Raw genomic sequence first — 17553 nt, forward strand, 5'->3', positions numbered from 1 at the left:
ATGGCGGCGATCGCCGCGCGCTGGCCGTCCGGGAGGGGGGGCGGAGCATTGTCGAGGTCGCGCGGCGTCAGGTCGATGCCGACACCAGCGCCCCGGCGAACATGCAGCGGGTCAATTCGGCCAAAGCGGTGTCGGCCGGCAGCGCCAGCGCGATCTGCCGTTGAGCTTCCTGCACATGCGCGGCCAGTTGCCGCCGCGCGCGCGCCGGGCCGAGCTGTGCCACCAGCGTGGACTTGCCGGCGTCCTGGCCGCTGTCCTTGCCGGTTTCGAGCGCGCTGGATTCGACGTCGAGCAAATCGTCTGCGAGCTGGAAGGCCCGACCGAGCGCGGTCGCGGCTTCGCGCAGATGGCCACGCACCCGCGGGCTGGCGCCGGCGGCGATGGCCGCGAGCTCGAAAGCGGCAGCGAACAGCGCGCCGGTCTTCTGGTCGTTGATGGCTTCGGCGGCCAACGGCGAGATCGGCTCCTGGCTGTCGTGCAGGTCGCGGTACTGGCCGGTGACCAGGCCCTGCAGACCTACGGCGTTCGACAACGCCACCACCATATCGGCCCGAATCGCCGCGTCGATGCCCGGCAGGGTGGCCGTGGTGCGCACTGCGCAGCTCAGCAGGGCGATGGTGCCGAGCAGGGCCACGTCCTCGCCGAACGCCACGTGTACCGTGGGCTGGCCCCGACGCAGCACCGCGTCGTCCATGCACGGCAGATCGTCGAGAAAGAGCGATGCCGCATGCACCATCTCGAGTGCGCAGGCGGCGTCGAGCAACTGCGAGCTGTCGAGGCCGAGCGAGCGTGCCGTCAGCAACAGCATCACCGGCCGGATGCGCTTGCCCGGCGCCAGCGCGCCGTAGCGCATGGCGGCACTCACCCGGTTGCCGCTGTTCGGGCAGTCCTGCAGCAGCGTCGCGAGCCGGTGGTCAATCGCCAGACGCATCGATTTCCAGGCGTCCGCACTCGCGCCGCGATGCAATGTCGCGCTGGCGGGTGAACCGTTCTCGAAGTCTGCAAGCATGGCACCGCCGGACAAAGGGGTTAAAGATCTCCCGACCCTAATCAAAAATACTGCGCCTTAGGTGAACGTATTGGATATTTCGCAGCTCTCCTACACACACATCGTGATTTTTTAACGCTCTGACACAAAGCTGCGCGACCGGCCGCTAGTTCAGCTCGATACGCGCCGCGCGCCCGACCAGGCGCCAGCGCGCGATATCGGCACGCAGATGCGCCTCGGATTCGGGCGAGAAGAAGCCGATAGGCTCCATGCCGATCTCGGTGAGCGCTGCCCGCATTTCCGGCAGCTTGGCGACCGCGGCAAGATCGGCGCCCAACACCTGCAACGCAGCCGGTGGCACCGCACGCGGTGCGATCGCCCCGACATGGCCGGTGACCTCGAAACCCCGCACCAGGTCCGACGCCCACGAAACCCCGTCGGCATGAATGGCCGTCTTGCCGCCCATCAGCGCCACCAGTTGCAGCGGGCCGTTCTGCGCAGCCTCGACCGTGGTGGTGAGCCCGCCCACGAACAAGGGCACCTCCCCGGCGCGCACCGCCGCCTCGGCCGGCGTGGTGCTGTTGTAGGGCCGATGCTCCACACGAAAACCCGCCTCGTAGGCAAAGGCTTCCATGGCGATATTTGCGCCGGTGCCGATGCCGGGCGATGCATACGGCACAGCGCCGCCGCGTCGACGGGCAAAGGCGAGCAGGTCGCCCACGTGGTGGATCGGCTCACGGCGGTTGGCAAATATCGCGTACTGGAAGCTCGCCAGCAGCGAGACCGGCACCAGGTCGTCCAGCGTGCGATAGGGCATGGTGGAACGCAGCGCCGCATTGATCGCCAGCGCGGAGGTCGCCAGGCCGATGTGATAGCCGGTGGCCGGCGAGCGCGCCACCGCGAGCACCCCGGTCACCGTGCCATTGCCGGGCACGTACTGCAGCACCACCCGTTGCCGCCAGCGCCGCGCCAGATGCGGCTGCAGGAGCGTGGCGACATTGCTCACCGGCCCGCCCGGGGCGGCCGGCACGATCATCTGCACTGCGCGCGAGGGAAACCCCGCCTGGGCGAACGCGGCGGGCGCGGCCCATGCCGACAGCCCGGCCAGCACGGTGCGGCGGTCGAGGTGGCCCATCGTCATGCGACCTGCCGCTCGAGCCGCGCCAGGTGCGCATGGATCTGCGCCACCGCTGTCGCGCCTTCGCCGATGGCGCCGCCCACCCGCTTGACCGAGCCCGAGCGCACGTCGCCCACCGCGAACACGCCCGGCACGCTGGTCTGCAGCGTGGCGGTGACGGCATCGGTGGCAGCACCCTCGACGGCCGCGCCGGTGCGCACGAAGCCATGGTGGTCGAGCTCCACGCCGCAATCGTCGAGCCAGTCGACCTCGGGCTCGGCCCCCACGAACAGGAACAGGTTGCGCGCCGGGCAGTCGTGCTGGCCGCCGGTGCGCGCGTCGCGCCAGGTCGCGCCCTCGAGCCCCGTGGCGGGCTCGCCCTGCAGGCTGACCAGTTCGGTGTAGGGCCGCACCACGATGTTGGGCGAAGCCTCGATACGATCGATGAGATAGCGCGACATGCTCGCCGCCAGCGACGGCCCGCGCACCAGCACGTTGACCAGCGCCGCGTGCTGCGACAGGAACACCGCCGCCTGCCCTGCCGAATTTCCGCCGCCGACGAGCGCGACTTCCTGGCGCGAGCACATGCGTGCCTCGATGGCCGAGGCCCAGTACCAGACGCCACGCCCTTCGAATTCGGCCAGGCGCGGCACTTTCGGCCGCCGGTAGCGCGCGCCGCTGGCCACCACCACGGCGCGGGCGCGCAGCTGACGGCCGTCGCTCAGGCCCAGCCGCAGCCCCTCGCCGGTGTGGGCGCCGCTGCAGTCCAGCGACACCGCCTTGGCCGGGATCATGATTTCGGCGCCGAACTTCTGCGCCTGCACATAGGCGCGGCCGGCCAGCGCACCGCCGGAGATGCCGGTCGGAAAACCCAGGTAATTCTCGATGCGCGCACTGGCGCCGGCCTGCCCGCCATAGCTGCGGCAGTCCAGCACCATCACCTTCAGGCCTTCGGAGGCCGCATACACCGCCGTGGCCAGGCCGGCCGGCCCGGCGCCGACCACGACCACGTCGAACAGTCCGGCATGCTCGGCCGTGTCGACCATGCCGATGCAGCGCGCCAGCGCTTCGTTGCTCGGATTGACCAGTACCGACCCGTTGGGACAGGCCACCAGCAAGTTCGCCTCGCCGTACTGCTCCAGCAGCGTGGCGGCGTCGGAGTCGGTGGACGAATCCACCACGTGGTAGGGGTGGCCGTTGCGGCCCAGGAAATTCTGCAGCCGCACCACGTCGGCCGATTCGGGCGGGCCCATCAGCACCGGGCCGCTGGCGCCGGCGTCGATCAGCGCGACGCGCCGCAGAATCAGCGCCCGCACGATGCGCTCGCCCAGGTCGGCCTCGGCCACGATCAGCGCGCGCAGGCGCTCCGGCGGCACCAGCAGGGCCTCGACGTCTTCTTCGGCATGGCCGTCCACCAGCGCCGGCTGGCCCGACAAGGTGCCTACCTCCGCCAGGAACTGCCCCGGCCCCTGCACCGCCACCGGCGTGATGCGGCCCAGGCCGTCGCGCTGCGAGATCGCCACCTTCCCCGACAACACCAGGTACAGCCCCGGCCCGGGCTCCCCCGCCCGGAACAGGACCGCACCGCGCGGGTAGTGGTGCTGCGTGCCGAAACGCCCCACCCGCGCGGCGTCGGCCGCGTCGAGTGCCGGAAACATCTGGTGCCGGCGGGTTTCCACTTCGATCGGGTCAGGATGGGCCATGTGAACGTCGATGACATGCGATGTGAACGGAAGTCCATGGTCGCCGCATTCCACCGGATCGGCAACCGGGTGAAGCAACCGCCCGCCGCGCCAGGCCTCGCGGCGATCAACGCTCGATCATGCGGCGCACCCGGCCGGCCAGGGTGGCGAGCTCGAACGGCTTGGTCAGCACTTCCATGCCGGCTTCCATCCGGCCGTTGCCAACCGCCGCGTTTTCGGCGTAGCCGGTGATGAACAGTACTTTCAGGCCGGGGCGTCCGACCCGTGCGGCGTCGGCCACCTGGCGACCATTGAGGCCGCCGGGCAGCCCGACGTCGGTCACCAGCAGGTCGATGCGCCCCTTTTCCTGCAGCACCGCCAGGCCGCTAGGGCCGTCTTCGGCCGCGATCACCCGGTAGCCCGCGTCCTGCAGCACTTCGGTGACCAGGATGCGGATGGTGGCTTCGTCCTCGATCAGCATCACGGTCGTGCCGTCGCCGCGCTCGATCGGGTCGCTCGCTACCGGCCGATCGTCGGCTGCCGCTTCGCCGAAATGGCGCGGCAGACGCATGCACAGGGTCGTGCCCTGGCCTGGCTGCGAATCGATATGCACCTCGCCGCCCGACTGGCGCACGAAGCCGTAGACCATCGACAGGCCGAGCCCGGTGCCCTGGCCGATCGGCTTGGTGGTGAAAAATGGCTCGAAGGCCCGGGCCTGGACCTCGGTCGTCATGCCCGTGCCGGTGTCGGTGACGCAGATGGCGATGTACTGGCCCGGCGGCAGCCCCTGCTCTTGGGCGGCGAGGTCTTCGAGTGTCTGGTTTCCGGTTTCGATCGTCAGCCGGCCTCCGGCAGGCAGCATCGCGTCGCGGGCATTGATGCAGAGGTTGAGCAGCGAATTCTCGAGCTGCGACACGTCCACCTTCACCGGCCACAGGCCGCCCACGCCGATCACCTGCAGGTCGACACCGACGCCGACGGTGCGGCGGATCAGGTCTTCCATGCCGCCGACAAGCCGGTTCACGTCGACCGGCCTGGGGTCGAGTGTCTGGCGGCGCGAGAAGGCCAGCAGCCGGTGCGTGAGCGATGCCGCGCGGCGCACCGAGTCCTGCCCCATGTGCACATAGCGCTCGATACCCTCGGTCCTGCCGCGCTCGATGCGGGCCTGCAGCACCTGCAAGCTGGCACTGATGCCGCCGAGCAGGTTGTTGAAATCATGGGCGAGTCCCCCGGTCAGCTGGCCGATGGCGTCCATCTTCTGCGCCTGGCGCAGCTGCTCTTGCGCGGCTTCCAGTTCGAGCTGGCGGCGCCGTTCCTCGGTGACGTCGCGCCCGGTGGCGTAGGTCATGTCGCCGGTGGGTGCGGCCACCCAGGAGATGGTGCGCAGCGAACCGTTCTTGTGTCGATACCGGTTCTCGATGCGCGGCAGTCCGCCGCTCGCCGCGAGTTCATAGGCCTGCACCGTCTGCTGGTGGTCGGGAGCCACCACGAACTCGTTGACATGGTGGCCGACGAGCTCCTCGGCGGTGTAGCCGAGCAGCGTCGTCCACGCCGGATTCACGCGCCGCAGAATGCCGTCGAAGCCGATGATGAGCATCAGGTCCGGTGACGTGTTCCACATGTGGTCGCGCTCGACGGTGCGCTCCATCACCCGCACTTCCAGCTCGCGGTTGATTCGCCGCAGCTCGGCCTCCGCGCGGATGCGTTCGAGTTCCAGCCCTTGCTCGGCATGCACCTGGTCGGTGATCTCGGCACCCTGGTTCAGGATGCCGACGATCGCACCCCGGTCGTCACGGATGGGCGCAGCGCTGAAATTCCACCAGGTGACCTCGGCCACGCCACTGCGCACCATGGGCAGTTCGACGCGGGTCTGAATGAACCCTTCGCCGGTCTTCAGCAGCGACAGGAACGCGGGGGCCACCCGCGCCCAGGCATCGCCCCAGACCTGCGCGACCGGGCTGCCCAGGGCGGCCGGATGGCGATCCGCCAGTGACGGCACGTACGCATCGTTGTAGAGCATGCGCAACTCGGGGCCCCACAGCACCGTGCCGAGGACAGGCGAATTGATCAGGGTCGACACCATGGTCTTCAGTGCCTCGGGCCAGTCCGCAGGCGGACCCAGAGCCGTGGCCGCCCAGTCGTGCTCGCGCATGCGGGCACCCATCTCGCCGCCACCGGTGAGGAAATGCAGTGCAGGCCCGCTCATGGGACCTCACCGCCCATGCTTCTTTCGATGCGACGTGCGACCAACGACGTGAATTCGTCTCCACCATCGTCGGAGCGCACAGCGATGCCGCACTGGTGGCCGATGGCGATCTGGCGACTGATGTCGAGCTCGTGGAGCGACAGGCTCGACGCGACGCCGAGGGGGTCGCCGGCATACGTCGCCCAGCCGTACACCATCCGCTCGGTTCGGTTTCGAAGGTGGTCGGGAAGGCCCATGGAAAACCTTTGCATGGAAAGGTGGCGGACCGCCGCCGGCACCCACGGGTACCGGGCGGGCGCCGACAGCCGAAAAGCCGGCGTGAGCCGGCTTTTCGCATCATGACGCGGAGGTCAGTGAACGAAGAGTGCGATCAGGATGATGATCGGGATCGGCACGCCGAGAAAGAGAAGAAGCAAGGAACGCATGGAAGTCTCCTGGTGAAATCAAAGGTCGCGCTGGCGGCCGCCGATGGTGGCGGCGTAGCTGGCGGCGAAGGCGGCGATGAGCAGCGAGATGAACAGCCACAGGGCCGTGTAAGCCGACGCCTTGCGCGCCTGGTCGGCGGCTTCTTTGGCGGCGGCAGCGGCGTCGTCGAGCTTCTTGCGCGCCTGGGCGTAGGTGTCGGTCACGCGCTTTTCGGCTTCCTGCTGGCTCAGGCCGGTGCGTTGCGCGACAAGCTGGCCGACGTAGCTGACATCGGCCGGAGGCAGGTCGCCGGTGCGAATGCTGTTGGCGAAGATGCGGGTGACTTCGGCGGCGGTCTGGGCGTTCGACTGGGTGTCGCCGGTCATCGGCGCTGCGGGGGCGGCCGCGGCTGCCGGAGCGGTTGTGCCATCGGCAGCAGGGGCGGCTCCGGCCGGGGCGACTGCAGCCTTGCGGAACAGCGCGTCGACGAAGTAGCCGGTGCCCGCGGACGCCGTGGGCGAGTTCGCTCCGGCCGTGGCGGCACCGGCGGTGGCGGCGGTCGCAGCGGCGGCAGCGCCGCCGGCCAGCGATGCGCCCGCCTTGGCGCCGGCACCGACAACCGAGCCGGCCGCCGAAGTCAGCACCGCGGCGGTCACCAGCGTGGCGACGGCCCAGGCCAGAAAGCCGTGGGCGGTGTCACGGAAGAAGACCTCGTCGGTGTGCACCGCGACCCACTTGGTGCGCAGGCGGCCGGCCAGGTAGCCGCCCATCCCTGAAGCCAAAAGGCCGGTGATGGTGATCCAGAGGATGCCGGCAATGCCCAGCGTGCCGGCGTCTGCGCCGCGGTCGGCCCAGGGCGACGCGGAGGCCATGCCGAGGCCGGCGCCGAGCACCAGCAGGATCAGGGAAAGCGCGGCGGCGGCAGCGGCTCCCGCGAAGATGGCGCCCCAGGAGACGGCGCTCGTCGGCGACGGGGCGTCGTCCCGATGCAGCGTGTTGACGGGTGGGGAACCGGCGTGTTGGACGGTGCCAACCGGGCTGTTGATATTCATGCGAGAGCTCCTCGATTTTGGAGATCGCATCATGGGCGCCGGTCGCGCCCGGGTTCCCTCCGAAAGGCGCAGGAAGCTGTAGGCGATCATGACGGACTGCACCGCCCGCCAGGTCAGCCTGGCAATGCGCGATCCTCCGTCGGACTGGCTTGCCGACGCTCCAGCTGCACTGCGGTATCGGCCGCAGCCATCGACCGTGCCAGCGTCAGCGCGGTCATGCCGTCCGAGCTGACGGCATCCGGATCCGCCCCCCGGTCGATCAACAGGTCCACGATCGCCGTTCGATTGAACATGGCGGCGAACATGAGCGGGGTCTTGCCGCCCGGGGGTGCGAAGTTCAGGGCCGCACCGTGCGCGAGCAGCAGTTCCACCATCGGCAGGTTGCCCTTGAAGGCCGCACCGGCCAGCGGTGTCTGCGCCATGTCGTTGAAGCGGTTCGGATCGGCGCCCGCCTCCAGCAGCACGCGCGTGGCAGCCAGATGGCCGTGGTAGCTGGCCAGCATCACCAGGGTATCGCCCTTGTGGTTGCTCATGTTGGGCGGCAGGCCGCGTTCGAGCACCGATTGCAAAGCGTTCGCGTCACCGGCCCGGGCGAGTTCGAACATGCGGTGGGCGAAGTCCAGCACGTCCTGATCGGTGGCGGTTACGGGCGGGGAATTGGACGGGGAATTGGAAGGGGAATTGGACGGGGAATTGGACGGGGAATTGGGCGAGGAATCGGTCGAGTCGGTCATTCTTTCTCCTTGGATGGGTTTTGCCGGATTGGAAGGCCGCGACGCAGGAAGGACGTTTCCATTTCTACACATCGGCATGGGGCAGCGCTACCGATCGGAGCCCGCGTAGGACGCCACGCCGACCTGAGCCCGCCCCAGTGTCGCCACGTCTAGCATGTGCGCCTCGTCGGCGTTGCCGACATTCGCCGGAGCATCCACGCCTCCGAGACCTGGGCGCCAGCAATCTGGTGTGCGAGTCGGTTCCTCGACCCGTGCCGCCCAGGGTGCCACCCGCCTGTCACACCGACCGGGCCACGGCACGCATTCCACGACCGAGCCGCCGCATGGCCGACCCCCACGCGTGTGCGGGCGTACGTCGCGCGGAAAAAGGAACGACATGACCTCCCCCCTGACACCCGAAGACCGTCCCCAGCTCGCCGGTTCGCGCCGCCGCTTTCTCGGCACCGCCGGCGCCACCACGGCGGGCGCCGCCGTGGCGCCGCTGCTGATGGCCCAGAACGCCGCCGCGCAGCAGCCGGCGGCGATCGCCGCCGCCGCCACACCGATCGCCGACAAGGCCCAGGACCTGGCCCACGAGACGACCGTCGACGCCGGCCAGGCACTGACCTCCAACCAGGGACTGAAGATCGCCGACAACCAGAACACCCTGCGCGCCGGCCCCCGCGGACCGGCCTTGCTGGAAGACCAGTTGTTCCGCGAGAAGATGACCGCCTTCGACCACGAGCGCATTCCCGAACGGGTGGTGCATGCGCGTGGCGCGGCGGCCCATGGCGTTTTCGAAACCTATGCCTCGCAGGCCGCCATCACCCGCGCGGGCTTTCTCGGCGCCGGTGGCAAGAAGACGCCGGTCTTCGTGCGCTTCTCCACCGTGGCGGGCTCGCGCGGCTCGGCCGATACCGCCCGCGATGTCCGGGGCTTCGCCGTCAAGTTCTATACCGACGAAGGCAACTACGACCTGGTCGGCAACAACATCCCGGTGTTCTTCATCCAGGACGCGATCAAGTTTCCCGACCTGATCCATGCCGCCAAGCCGGAGCCCGACCGAGAAATTCCCCAGGCCTCCACCGCCCACGACACGTTCTGGGACTTCATCTCGCTGGTGCCCGAGTCCACCCACATGGTGATGTGGATCATGTCGGACCGCGCCCTGCCCCGCTCCTACGCGATGATGGAAGGCTTCGGCGTGCACTCCTTTCGCCTCACCAACGCGCAGGGCACCAGCCGCCTGGTCAAGTTCCACTGGAAGCCGCTCAAGGGGGTGCACGGCCTGGCCTGGGACGAGGCGCAGAAGCTCGCCGGCAAGGACCCGGATTTCCATCGCCGCGACCTCGCCGACGCCATCGCGACCGGCGACTTTCCCGAATGGGAGCTCGGCGTCCAGGTGGTCGAGGAAGCCGATGCCAACCGCTTCGGCTTCGACCTGCTCGACTCCACCAAGCTGTTGCCCGAAGAGATCGTGCCGGTGCGGCCCATCGGCAAGATGACGCTCAACCGCAATCCGGACAACTACTTCGCCGAGACCGAGCAGGTAGCCTTTCATACCGGCAACCTGGTGCCCGGCATCGACGTGACCGAAGACCCGCTGCTGCAGGGCCGCATGTTCTCGTATGTCGACACCCAGCTCACTCGCCTGGGCGGACCCAACTTCCACGAGATCCCGATCAACCGCGCGCTCGCCCCGGTGCACAACATGAACCGCGACGGCTTTCATCGCCAGACCATCGCGAAGGGCCGGGTCAACTACGAACCCAGTTCGATCGACGTGCCACCGATTCGCGAGGTGCCTGCCGCCAATGGAGGCTTTGTCACTGCACAAGTGCCGGTGGCCGGTGTCAAGGTGCGCCATCGGTCGGAGACCTTCGCCGACCACTATTCGCAGGCCACGCTCTTCTGGCAAAGCCAGACGCCGCCGGAGCAGCAGCACATCGTGGAGGCGCTGCAGTTCGAGCTGGGCAAGCTGACGGTGCCGGCGGTACGGGCACGCATGCTGTCCAACCTGGTCAATGTCGACCGCGAGTTGGCCACGCGCGTGGCCGCGGTGCTGGGCGTGGCGGTGCCGGCGGCCAGCCCGCGCAACGGCAATAAGCGCTATGCGCCTTCGCCCGCGTTGTCGATGATCGCCCGTGCCAATCCCAAGAGCGTGGTCGGCCGCAAGGTCGCGATCCTGGCGACCGACGGCGTGGACGGCGACGGCCTGCAGGCGGTCAAGGCCATGCTGGTGCGGGCCGGCGTGATGGTGAAGGTGCTCGCGCCGCACCTGGGCAGCCTGTGGTCAGCGGGTGGTACGCCTGTCGCGGTGGACGAGCTCATCGTGACGACGCCCTCGCTGGTCTTCGACGCGGTCTTCGTGGCGGCAGGCGCCGACAGCGTCGCGGCGCTGCGGGCGTCGGGCGACGCGATCGACTACGTGCGCGAGGCCTTCCGCCACGCCAAGCCGCTCGGCGCGCTGGCCGACGGCGCGGGCCTGCTGGCCGCCGCGGGCATTTCCACCACCGGCGCCAAAGTGCCCGGCGTGAGCGTCGCCAGCCAGCCGGCCGAGCTCAGCCAGGGCTTCATCGCCGACATGACGATGCATCGGCATTGGGACCGCGCGGTCAAGAGCGCGCTGGCGGCCTGATCCGCCTGATCCGCCTGATCGGCACCACGCGGCCTACGGCGGCGTACGGCCGCGCCACCGTCGGGCGGCTGCGTCGGCGCGTGAAAAAGCCACGGTGGACGCCCTTCTGGCGTGCCGCCGTGGCCTCGTCGATACACCGCTCGGGCTTACTTGCCGCGACCGGTCATGGCCTGGAGTTCTTCGATCCGGACCGAAGCCTGAGCTTTGGTGAGCGTTTCGTCGAACTCTTGCCTGGCCTCTTCAGACAGGGTGGCCAGATAGGACTTCTGCGCCCCGGTCATCGCCTCGTCGCCCGTGACCCAGGTCGACGGGTCTTTTTCCATGTTGCTCTCGGCGGCTTCGGACTGAACGTGTTTGTCGGTCATGGTGTTCTCCGGTGAATGGATGGGTCACTTTCCGACCGGCACTGCGTGGGCCGTGTAGGGCGATGCCGCGCGACACTGTCGTTTTATACAGCCTGCAAGCCGGGGCCCACCGTTCGGGGGCCGATCGACTGGCAGGTCGTGAAGGTCAGCCCCGCCTCAGAACGCCGCCTGCAAGGTCGCCATCACACTGCGTGGCGTGCCGTACCAGTTGCCGCCGCCGGCACTGCTGCCGAGCGTCTGGTAGTACTTCTTGTCGAAAACGTTGCCGACGTTCAGGGCTGCCGTCAGGTTGCGGTTGATGCGGTAGGTGGCCCGTGCCGACCACACCGCGTAGCCGCCCTGCTCGATGCGCGCCGTGCCGTTGAGCTTGTACGCCATGCTTTGCACGTTGACGCCGCCGCCCACCGTCCATGCCGACAAGTTGCCCGGCAGCTGGTAGCTGCTCCACAACTTGAGCATGTGGCGCGGGGTGAACGACGACAAGGGCTGCGACTCGTTGGCGGCGGTGTCGCGCAGGTAGCGGGTCTGGTTGAAGGTGTAGCCGCCGGCGAGCTGCCAGCCGGTCGCGAGCTGTCCGGAGATCTCGGTATCCAGTCCCTGGCTACGCACCTTGGAGTCATTGGCGAAGCACGCGCCACCGGTAGGCGAGCCACCGCAGGGCGATGCCTGCACCTGCAGCGCCCGGCCGTCCTCGATGGTGCGGAACAACGCGATCGCCGAGTTGAGCTTGCCGCCGTAATGCGAGCCTTTCACCCCCACTTCGTAGTTCTTGCCGGTGGCCGGATCCAGCGGTGAGCCCGACAGCGTGTACTGGTTGGCCTGCGACCGGAAGATCTCGGCATAGCTGACGTAGGCGGTCCACTCCGGATTGAAGTCGTAGCTCAGTGCCGCGAACGGCGTGAACTGGCTGTTCTCCTTGTACGGCCGGGTGTTGTAGAGGCCCGTGACCTTGTTCAGGACCGAATTTTCGGTCTGGCTCACCCGCCCGCCCGCCCGCCCGCCGTCAGCTTGAACTGATCGGTCAGGGCGAAACGCAAGGATCCGTAAACACCCGACTGCTCGGTGCGGTTGAGCGTGCTGGTAGCGGCGCGGGTCGGCGACGGCGTGGTCGGGAACACGCTGTAGTTGTCCGGGTTGAAATTGAAGACATTGAAGCCGGCGTTGGACACGGCCATCGGCTGGCTGGCCAGGTCGTAGTCGCGCTTCATGTAGTTGCCGCCCACCAGCACGTCGTGCTGGCGGCCGAAGGCCTCGAAGCTGCCGTTGAGCGAGATGTCCAGTCCGGTCTGCTCACCGACCAGTTTCTGGTCGAAGGCCGAGATGGTCTGTCCCAGCCCGGTCGCCGGATTGACGGCGTTGAAGTTGGAGCCGCTTCGGTCGGCGTTGTCTTCCTTCATGTACGACAGGCCGGCCTTCAGGCGCCAGTCCTTGTTGAAGCGGTGGTTGAGGTCGGCGAAGACGGTGGTGTTCTCGATGTCGGTCCTGGCCCAGGCCGCGTTGAGGTTGGTCGAGCGCGACAGCCCGATGTCGCCGCCGTTGGTGTAGCGCGGCAAGCCGCCGTACATCGGCACCAGATCGTTCTTCTCGTAGTTCAGGCCCAGGCCGAGCGTGGTGTCGGGCGTGAGGTCGGCTTCGACCACGCCGTAGAACAGCGAGCGCTTGGTATGCGCCCGGTCGTAGAAGAATTTCTTGTCCTCGTGCGCCGCCACGATCCGGGCCCGCAGGCTGCCGCTCTCGTTCATCGGCAGACTCAGGTCCACATCGCCGCGATAGGTGTCGAAGCTGCCGACCGTGAGTTGGGCGCTGGTCTGGCGAAACTTGAGCGGCCGCTTGCGCACGAGGTTCACGGTGCCGCCCGGGCTGCCCGCGCCGGTGAACAAGCCCGCCGGACCGCGCAGCACCTCCACCCGGTCGTAGGCGGCGAGGTCGGGACTGACCGCGAAGCCGTTGGTGCGCACCGAGGGCACGCCGTCGTACTGCACCGAATCGACCTGGAAACCGCGCGAGAAGTAGGTGCGCTCGTAGCTGCTGCCGTCCTGGATCAGCATGCCGGGCGTGGTGCGCAGCGCGTCTTCCAGCGTGCGGATGTTCTGGTCATCGAGCAACTGGCGCGTGATGACGGTGTCGGGCTCCATCCTCGTCCTGCTGACCTTGATGGATGCCTTCGAGGTCGTGCTGCTGCCCCGCACGGTTCGCCGCCGGATGAAGATCAACCGGTATTTCTTCAGACTGACTTGGCTCGGCTGGGCCTGGCTGGGACTCCGATTGAAGCCGGGGCGCCGCCGCGAAGACTTTCTGGCGGTGTACGGGCCGCTGTCGATGGTCGCCCTGTTCGGGCTGTGGGCCACTTGCCTGATCGTCGGCTTCGGGCTGGTGCAATGGTCGCTTCTGCAGTCCGGGGCAGAAGGGCGCGGACTGGCGGGGCAGATCATCGTCAGCGGCGATGCCTTCTTTACCCTGGGCTACGGAGACAACGTGCCGCACGCCCGCCTGGCGCGGTTTCTGGTCATCCTGGAGGCCGGCACCGGCTTCGGCTTCATCGCGCTGACCATCGGCTACCTGCCGGTGCTCTACCAGCACTTCACCCGCCGAGATGTGCAGCTGATCGAGTTTTCACTGCGGGCCGGTACGCCCGCATCGACACTCCAGCTGCTGGCCTGGCACGCGCAAGGCGGGCAGGACGGCCTGGAGCGCTGGCTGGCCCGCTGGGAGAGCTGGGCGGCGGAGCTTATCGAGAGCCATGCGGCGTATCCGATGCTGGCTTTCTACCGATCGCAGCACGAGGGCCATTCCTGGGTCGGTGCGCTGACCACCGTGATGGATGTTTGCGGCCTCGTCATCGCCGGCGCGCATGCGGGGCAGAGGCACCAGGCCGCGGCGACCTTCGCCGCACTGCGCCGCACGCTGGTCGAAGTGGGCGATGCGCTGCTATCCGACGAAGCAGCGGGCGATGGCGGCCGCTCGCTGGATGCCGACACGCGCGAGCGGATCGGTGCGGCCATGCGCGCGATCCTTCCGGACTGGCGGGAAGACGCGGCCGCGGCGACCGGCATCGACAGCCTGCGACGCCATTACGAGCCGCGCGTGACCCGGCTGGCGGCCTATCTGCTGCTACCCCTGCCCTGCTGGGACAGCCCGACCGCCATGGCCAAAGACAGCTTCGGCCGCGAGGCTGTCCTGGAACGACTCACCGATCGCCACTCCCCGTAGCCCGGTTACGCGGGCGCGCCTGCCGCATGCCGCGTGCGCCGGCTTGCCGACGACCGTCGCCGCGCGATGCGATGCGGCCGCCACAACCTCGCCTCACCGCCGGTTGGAGTGCAGATTGGCGCCGGTCGCGCCGTCGAGCACGGTCCTGACCTTGCGTGCGAGGTCGGCCACCAGATACGGTTTGCGAAGCACGTCGAATTCGGCGCTGCCGTTGGCGTCGGCGAAGTTCTCCTCGCCCTCGTAGCCGGTCGTCAGCAGGATGCGAACGTCGGGTATGAGTCGCCTGATTTCCCGTGCCAGGGCGTAGCCATTCATGCCGCCGGGCATGACGATGTCGGAAAACAGCATGTGCGGGCGGTCCTCGGACGGGAGCGCGGCGACCAGGTCGAGCGCCTCCCGCCCGTGGTGCGCCATCTGCACGTCGTAACCGAGGTTCTGGAGTGCGTCGTGCGCGAGCTGGGCAACCTCCACCCGGTCGTCGACCACCAGAATCTTTTCTGAGCCGCCGCGAATCTCCAGTCCGTGCAGCGGCTGGGAAGACTTTTCGGCAAGTGGCGAGAAAGCTGCCGGAAAGTACATGCGCACCGTTGTGCCGACGCCCTCCTCCGAATAGATCTGCACCGTGCCGCCCGATTGCTTGACGAAGCCATACACCATCGACAGCCCGAGCCCGGTGCCTTTGCCTTCGTCCTTGGTGGTGAAGAACGGCTCCATGACCCGGCCGATCATTGCGGCGGGAATGCCGTTGCCGGAGTCGCTCACGGACAAGGACACATAGGCGCCCGGTGCCAGGCCGTGGAAGGCGGCGGAGTCCTGTACTTCAACGAGCACATTGGATGTCTTGACCGTGATCTGCCCGCCATCGGGCATGGCGTCGCGCGCGTTGATCAGCACATTGAGCAGGGCTACTTCGAGCTGCGTCGGGTCGACCTGGCAGTTGGCGAGCTCGGGCGCCAACCGCGCCGACACCTCGATGCCATTGCCCAGGGTCTGCTGCACCAGTTCCTTCACCGCGCCGGCGGTGATGTTGAGATTGATCACCCTCCCCTGCAGGCGCTGCTTGCGTGAAAAGGCGAGCAAATGCTGGGTGAGCGTCGCGGCCTTGCCGATGGCCTGCTGCACACTCTCGATGCTCTTGAGCGTGGGTTCGAGCTCCGGTGTTCCGATCTTCTGCAGCCGCATGCGCGTGATGTCCATGTGGCCACGCATGACCTGCAGCAGGTTGTTGAAATCGTGCGAGATGCCGCCGGTGAGCTGCCCCAGCGCCTCCATTTTTTGTGCCTGCGCCAGCGACTCCTCGGCGTCGCGTCGACGGCTCACATCGAGCTGGGACGCGAAAAAGTACACCAGCGTGCGGTCGGCGTCGAAGACCGGCGAGATGAACAGAGCGTTCCAGAACGACGAGCCGTCCTTGCGGTAATTCAGCACCTCGGTGTTGAGCTCGCGCCGGTCCGCCACGGCTTCGCGGATCGACCGGATGGTCTCGCGGTCGGTCGCCGGCCCCTGCAGCAAACGGCAGTTCCTGCCGACGATGTCAGCCTCGGTATAGCCGGTCATCGACAGGAATGCGCGGTTGGCGAAAACGATCGGGTTGTCCGGCTGACGCGGGTCGGTGACGATCATCGGCATGCGGGTCGTCTCGATCGCGGCGAAAAAGATGTCGTCCTTGTGCCGGCGCAGCTGGTCGCCGGCCTTGTGCTCGACCTCGACGCGCGGTGGCTGAATGGGATTGGGTTGCGGAGGCTTGGCGAACTGACTCATCTTCGACGGGCCGATGGAAACATGCCCTCGCCCTGCGGAATGGTCGCGCACCCCGGGCAGAAGGCGTCAGCAGGCCCGGCGTCCGCTCGGGCATGCGCTTGCATTGCGACAGTTTCAGATTGCCCATGGCGCCGACACGTGAAACGCGGGGAATCGCCCGAACGGCTTGCAGGACGATTTCCCGGTTGTTCCGCTGAATCGGAGAAGAGCCGTCGCTCAGGGATTGGTGATCCTGAACAGCGTCGTCGGCAGCGAATTCGGACTGCCGGGCTTGTACCAGCTCATGTCCTGGATGCGCGACGCCGTGACATAGAGCGTGCCGTCCGCACCCTGCGCCATGGTGTCCGGCCAACGCAATGCGGGGCTTTGCGCCAGCACGCGCAGGCCGCCGTTGCTGTCGCGAACCTTCACCGAATCGTCTTCCGGCGAGGTCAGGAACAACCGTCCGTCGCGGCCGAACAGCATGCCGTCGACCGGGCCGTTCTCGCCCACTGTTTCCACCATCGACGGCAGGCGCGGTGCGGCGGATACATCGCCCAGCGCACGGGTCGGCACGCGGTAGAGCGTCTTGCCCTTGATGGCCTGCCAATACAGCATGGTTCCGTCGACCGACAGCGCGATGCCGTCGGCCGAGAACTCCACGCCGCGCCCGTCCGGCCGGCGCAGCACCTGGCCGTCGGCCTTCACCTGCACCGTCTTGTCGACCTGGGTGCTGGCATGGCCGTCGAGCACCCGCCGCGCGGTGCCCTGCACCAGGTCGACCACCACGATCGCGCCCCGGGCGCCGGAGTCGGTGATGTAAGCCGTCTTGCCATCGGTGCTGAAGCGTACGTCGTTGAGGTAGCTGCCATGCGGCGCGATCTTCTCGTCGAAAGCGATGGTCTTGACGACCCGGTCGCTGCTCAGGTCGATCTTCACCAGCTTGGGGCCCATCGGCACCACCGGCCCTTGCGCGGGCGCGGCGGCGTCGAGCGCCCAGAGATAACCCTGGTGGTCGACCACCACGCTCTGCACGCAGACGAAGTGGTCGGCGGCGGTCATCTCGTCCTTGCGGGCATTGCGCCAGGCGTTCCATTCTTCGTTGGGAAACGGCCGGACACGCCCGTCGGGCAGCACCTCGGCGACCGACACCGGCGCGTCGTCGGTCCAGCGCGGAAAGTTCACGAAGATGCGGTTGGCCGGCGAAACCGTCACACCGGTGACCTGGTGGTCGAAGCGGGCGAGCTCCTGCAACTGGCCAGGGACGGCGGTCGAAGGAGGCGGCATGGACGATGGTCCGGGCTGGGCGCAGCCCGCGAGCAGGGAGACGGCCACGGCACAGCCGACGAGGGACAGCGTGGCGCGGTGGCGACCAAAAAGTGGGAGGGACATGGGAGCAGGCATCGGGCGATGAGAGATCGAAGGAAAGAGCCCCGA

Annotated in this window: 14 protein-coding genes; 2 read left to right on the top strand and 12 right to left on the bottom strand. The window is 68.0% G+C overall.

The genetic code is table 11. The features are described 5' to 3' along the window. Positions 1–67 precede the first annotated feature (67 nt). The 7 genes from R9X41_RS16970 to R9X41_RS17000 form a co-directional block, all read right to left on the bottom strand. Positions 68–931, bottom strand: a complete 864-nt coding sequence (locus R9X41_RS16970) for a polyprenyl synthetase family protein (protein ID WP_318631619.1) — start codon at positions 929–931, stop codon at positions 68–70. Positions 932–1154: 223 nt separating this feature from the next. After that, the gene (locus tag R9X41_RS16975) at positions 1155–2129 is read right to left on the bottom strand and encodes a tripartite tricarboxylate transporter substrate-binding protein (RefSeq protein WP_318631620.1); all 975 of its coding nucleotides are present in this window, start codon (positions 2127–2129) and stop codon (positions 1155–1157) included. Next, positions 2126–3808 (bottom strand): FAD-dependent oxidoreductase, encoded by a 1683-nt coding sequence (locus tag R9X41_RS16980; RefSeq protein ID WP_318631621.1) that lies wholly within the window; start codon positions 3806–3808, stop codon positions 2126–2128. Before R9X41_RS16980 ends, R9X41_RS16975 begins: the two co-directional genes overlap by 4 nt. Before the next feature lie 106 nt (positions 3809–3914). Beyond that, positions 3915–5993 (bottom strand): hybrid sensor histidine kinase/response regulator, encoded by a 2079-nt coding sequence (locus R9X41_RS16985; RefSeq protein WP_318631622.1) that lies wholly within the window; start codon positions 5991–5993, stop codon positions 3915–3917. After that, the gene (locus R9X41_RS16990) at positions 5990–6229 is read right to left on the bottom strand and encodes a hypothetical protein (RefSeq protein ID WP_318631623.1); all 240 of its coding nucleotides are present in this window, start codon (positions 6227–6229) and stop codon (positions 5990–5992) included. The genes R9X41_RS16985 and R9X41_RS16990 overlap by 4 nt, the downstream gene beginning before the upstream one ends. Before the next feature lie 207 nt (positions 6230–6436). Next, on the bottom strand, positions 6437–7450 hold the full coding sequence (locus tag R9X41_RS16995; RefSeq protein WP_318631624.1) for a hypothetical protein: 1014 nt from the start codon (positions 7448–7450) through the stop codon (positions 6437–6439). 113 nt (positions 7451–7563) lie between these two features. Beyond that, the gene (locus R9X41_RS17000) at positions 7564–8184 is read right to left on the bottom strand and encodes an ankyrin repeat domain-containing protein (protein WP_318631625.1); all 621 of its coding nucleotides are present in this window, start codon (positions 8182–8184) and stop codon (positions 7564–7566) included. Between the two features lie 487 nt (positions 8185–8671). On the opposite strand from R9X41_RS17000, the gene R9X41_RS17005 reads away from it, so the two are divergent. After that, the gene (locus tag R9X41_RS17005; RefSeq protein WP_412556712.1) at positions 8672–10801 is read left to right on the top strand and encodes a catalase; all 2130 of its coding nucleotides are present in this window, start codon (positions 8672–8674) and stop codon (positions 10799–10801) included. 146 nt (positions 10802–10947) lie between these two features. Here the strand turns inward: R9X41_RS17005 and R9X41_RS17010 are convergent, their stop codons facing one another. From R9X41_RS17010 to R9X41_RS17020, 3 genes are all read right to left on the bottom strand, one after another. After that, a complete protein-coding gene (locus R9X41_RS17010) occupies positions 10948–11166 on the bottom strand; it encodes a DUF3072 domain-containing protein (protein ID WP_318631627.1) in 219 nt (72 codons plus the stop codon). 156 nt (positions 11167–11322) lie between these two features. Beyond that, positions 11323–12147 carry a TonB-dependent siderophore receptor gene (locus R9X41_RS17015; protein ID WP_318631628.1) on the bottom strand — a complete coding sequence of 275 codons (825 nt, stop codon included), beginning with the start codon at positions 12145–12147 and terminating at the stop codon, positions 11323–11325. Next, entirely contained in the window at positions 12144–13301 is a 1158-nt protein-coding gene (locus tag R9X41_RS17020) for a TonB-dependent siderophore receptor (protein ID WP_318631629.1), read from the bottom strand. The genes R9X41_RS17015 and R9X41_RS17020 overlap by 4 nt, the downstream gene beginning before the upstream one ends. On the opposite strand from R9X41_RS17020, the gene R9X41_RS17025 reads away from it, so the two are divergent. Continuing rightward, positions 13252–14376 carry an ion channel gene (locus tag R9X41_RS17025; RefSeq protein WP_318631630.1) on the top strand — a complete coding sequence of 375 codons (1125 nt, stop codon included), beginning with the start codon at positions 13252–13254 and terminating at the stop codon, positions 14374–14376. The genes R9X41_RS17020 and R9X41_RS17025 overlap by 50 nt on opposite strands. A gap of 93 nt (positions 14377–14469) precedes the next feature. On the opposite strand, the gene R9X41_RS17030 is transcribed toward R9X41_RS17025, so the two are convergent. Then, entirely contained in the window at positions 14470–16137 is a 1668-nt protein-coding gene (locus R9X41_RS17030) for a histidine kinase famiy protein (protein ID WP_318631631.1), read from the bottom strand. 216 nt (positions 16138–16353) lie between these two features. Beyond that, positions 16354–17508, bottom strand: a complete 1155-nt coding sequence (locus tag R9X41_RS17035; RefSeq protein WP_318631632.1) for an SMP-30/gluconolactonase/LRE family protein — start codon at positions 17506–17508, stop codon at positions 16354–16356. Positions 17509–17553 lie beyond the last annotated feature (45 nt).

The sequence above is a fragment of the Xylophilus sp. GOD-11R genome, from assembly GCF_033546935.1.
In the GTDB taxonomy this organism is placed as follows: domain Bacteria; phylum Pseudomonadota; class Gammaproteobacteria; order Burkholderiales; family Burkholderiaceae_C; genus Xylophilus.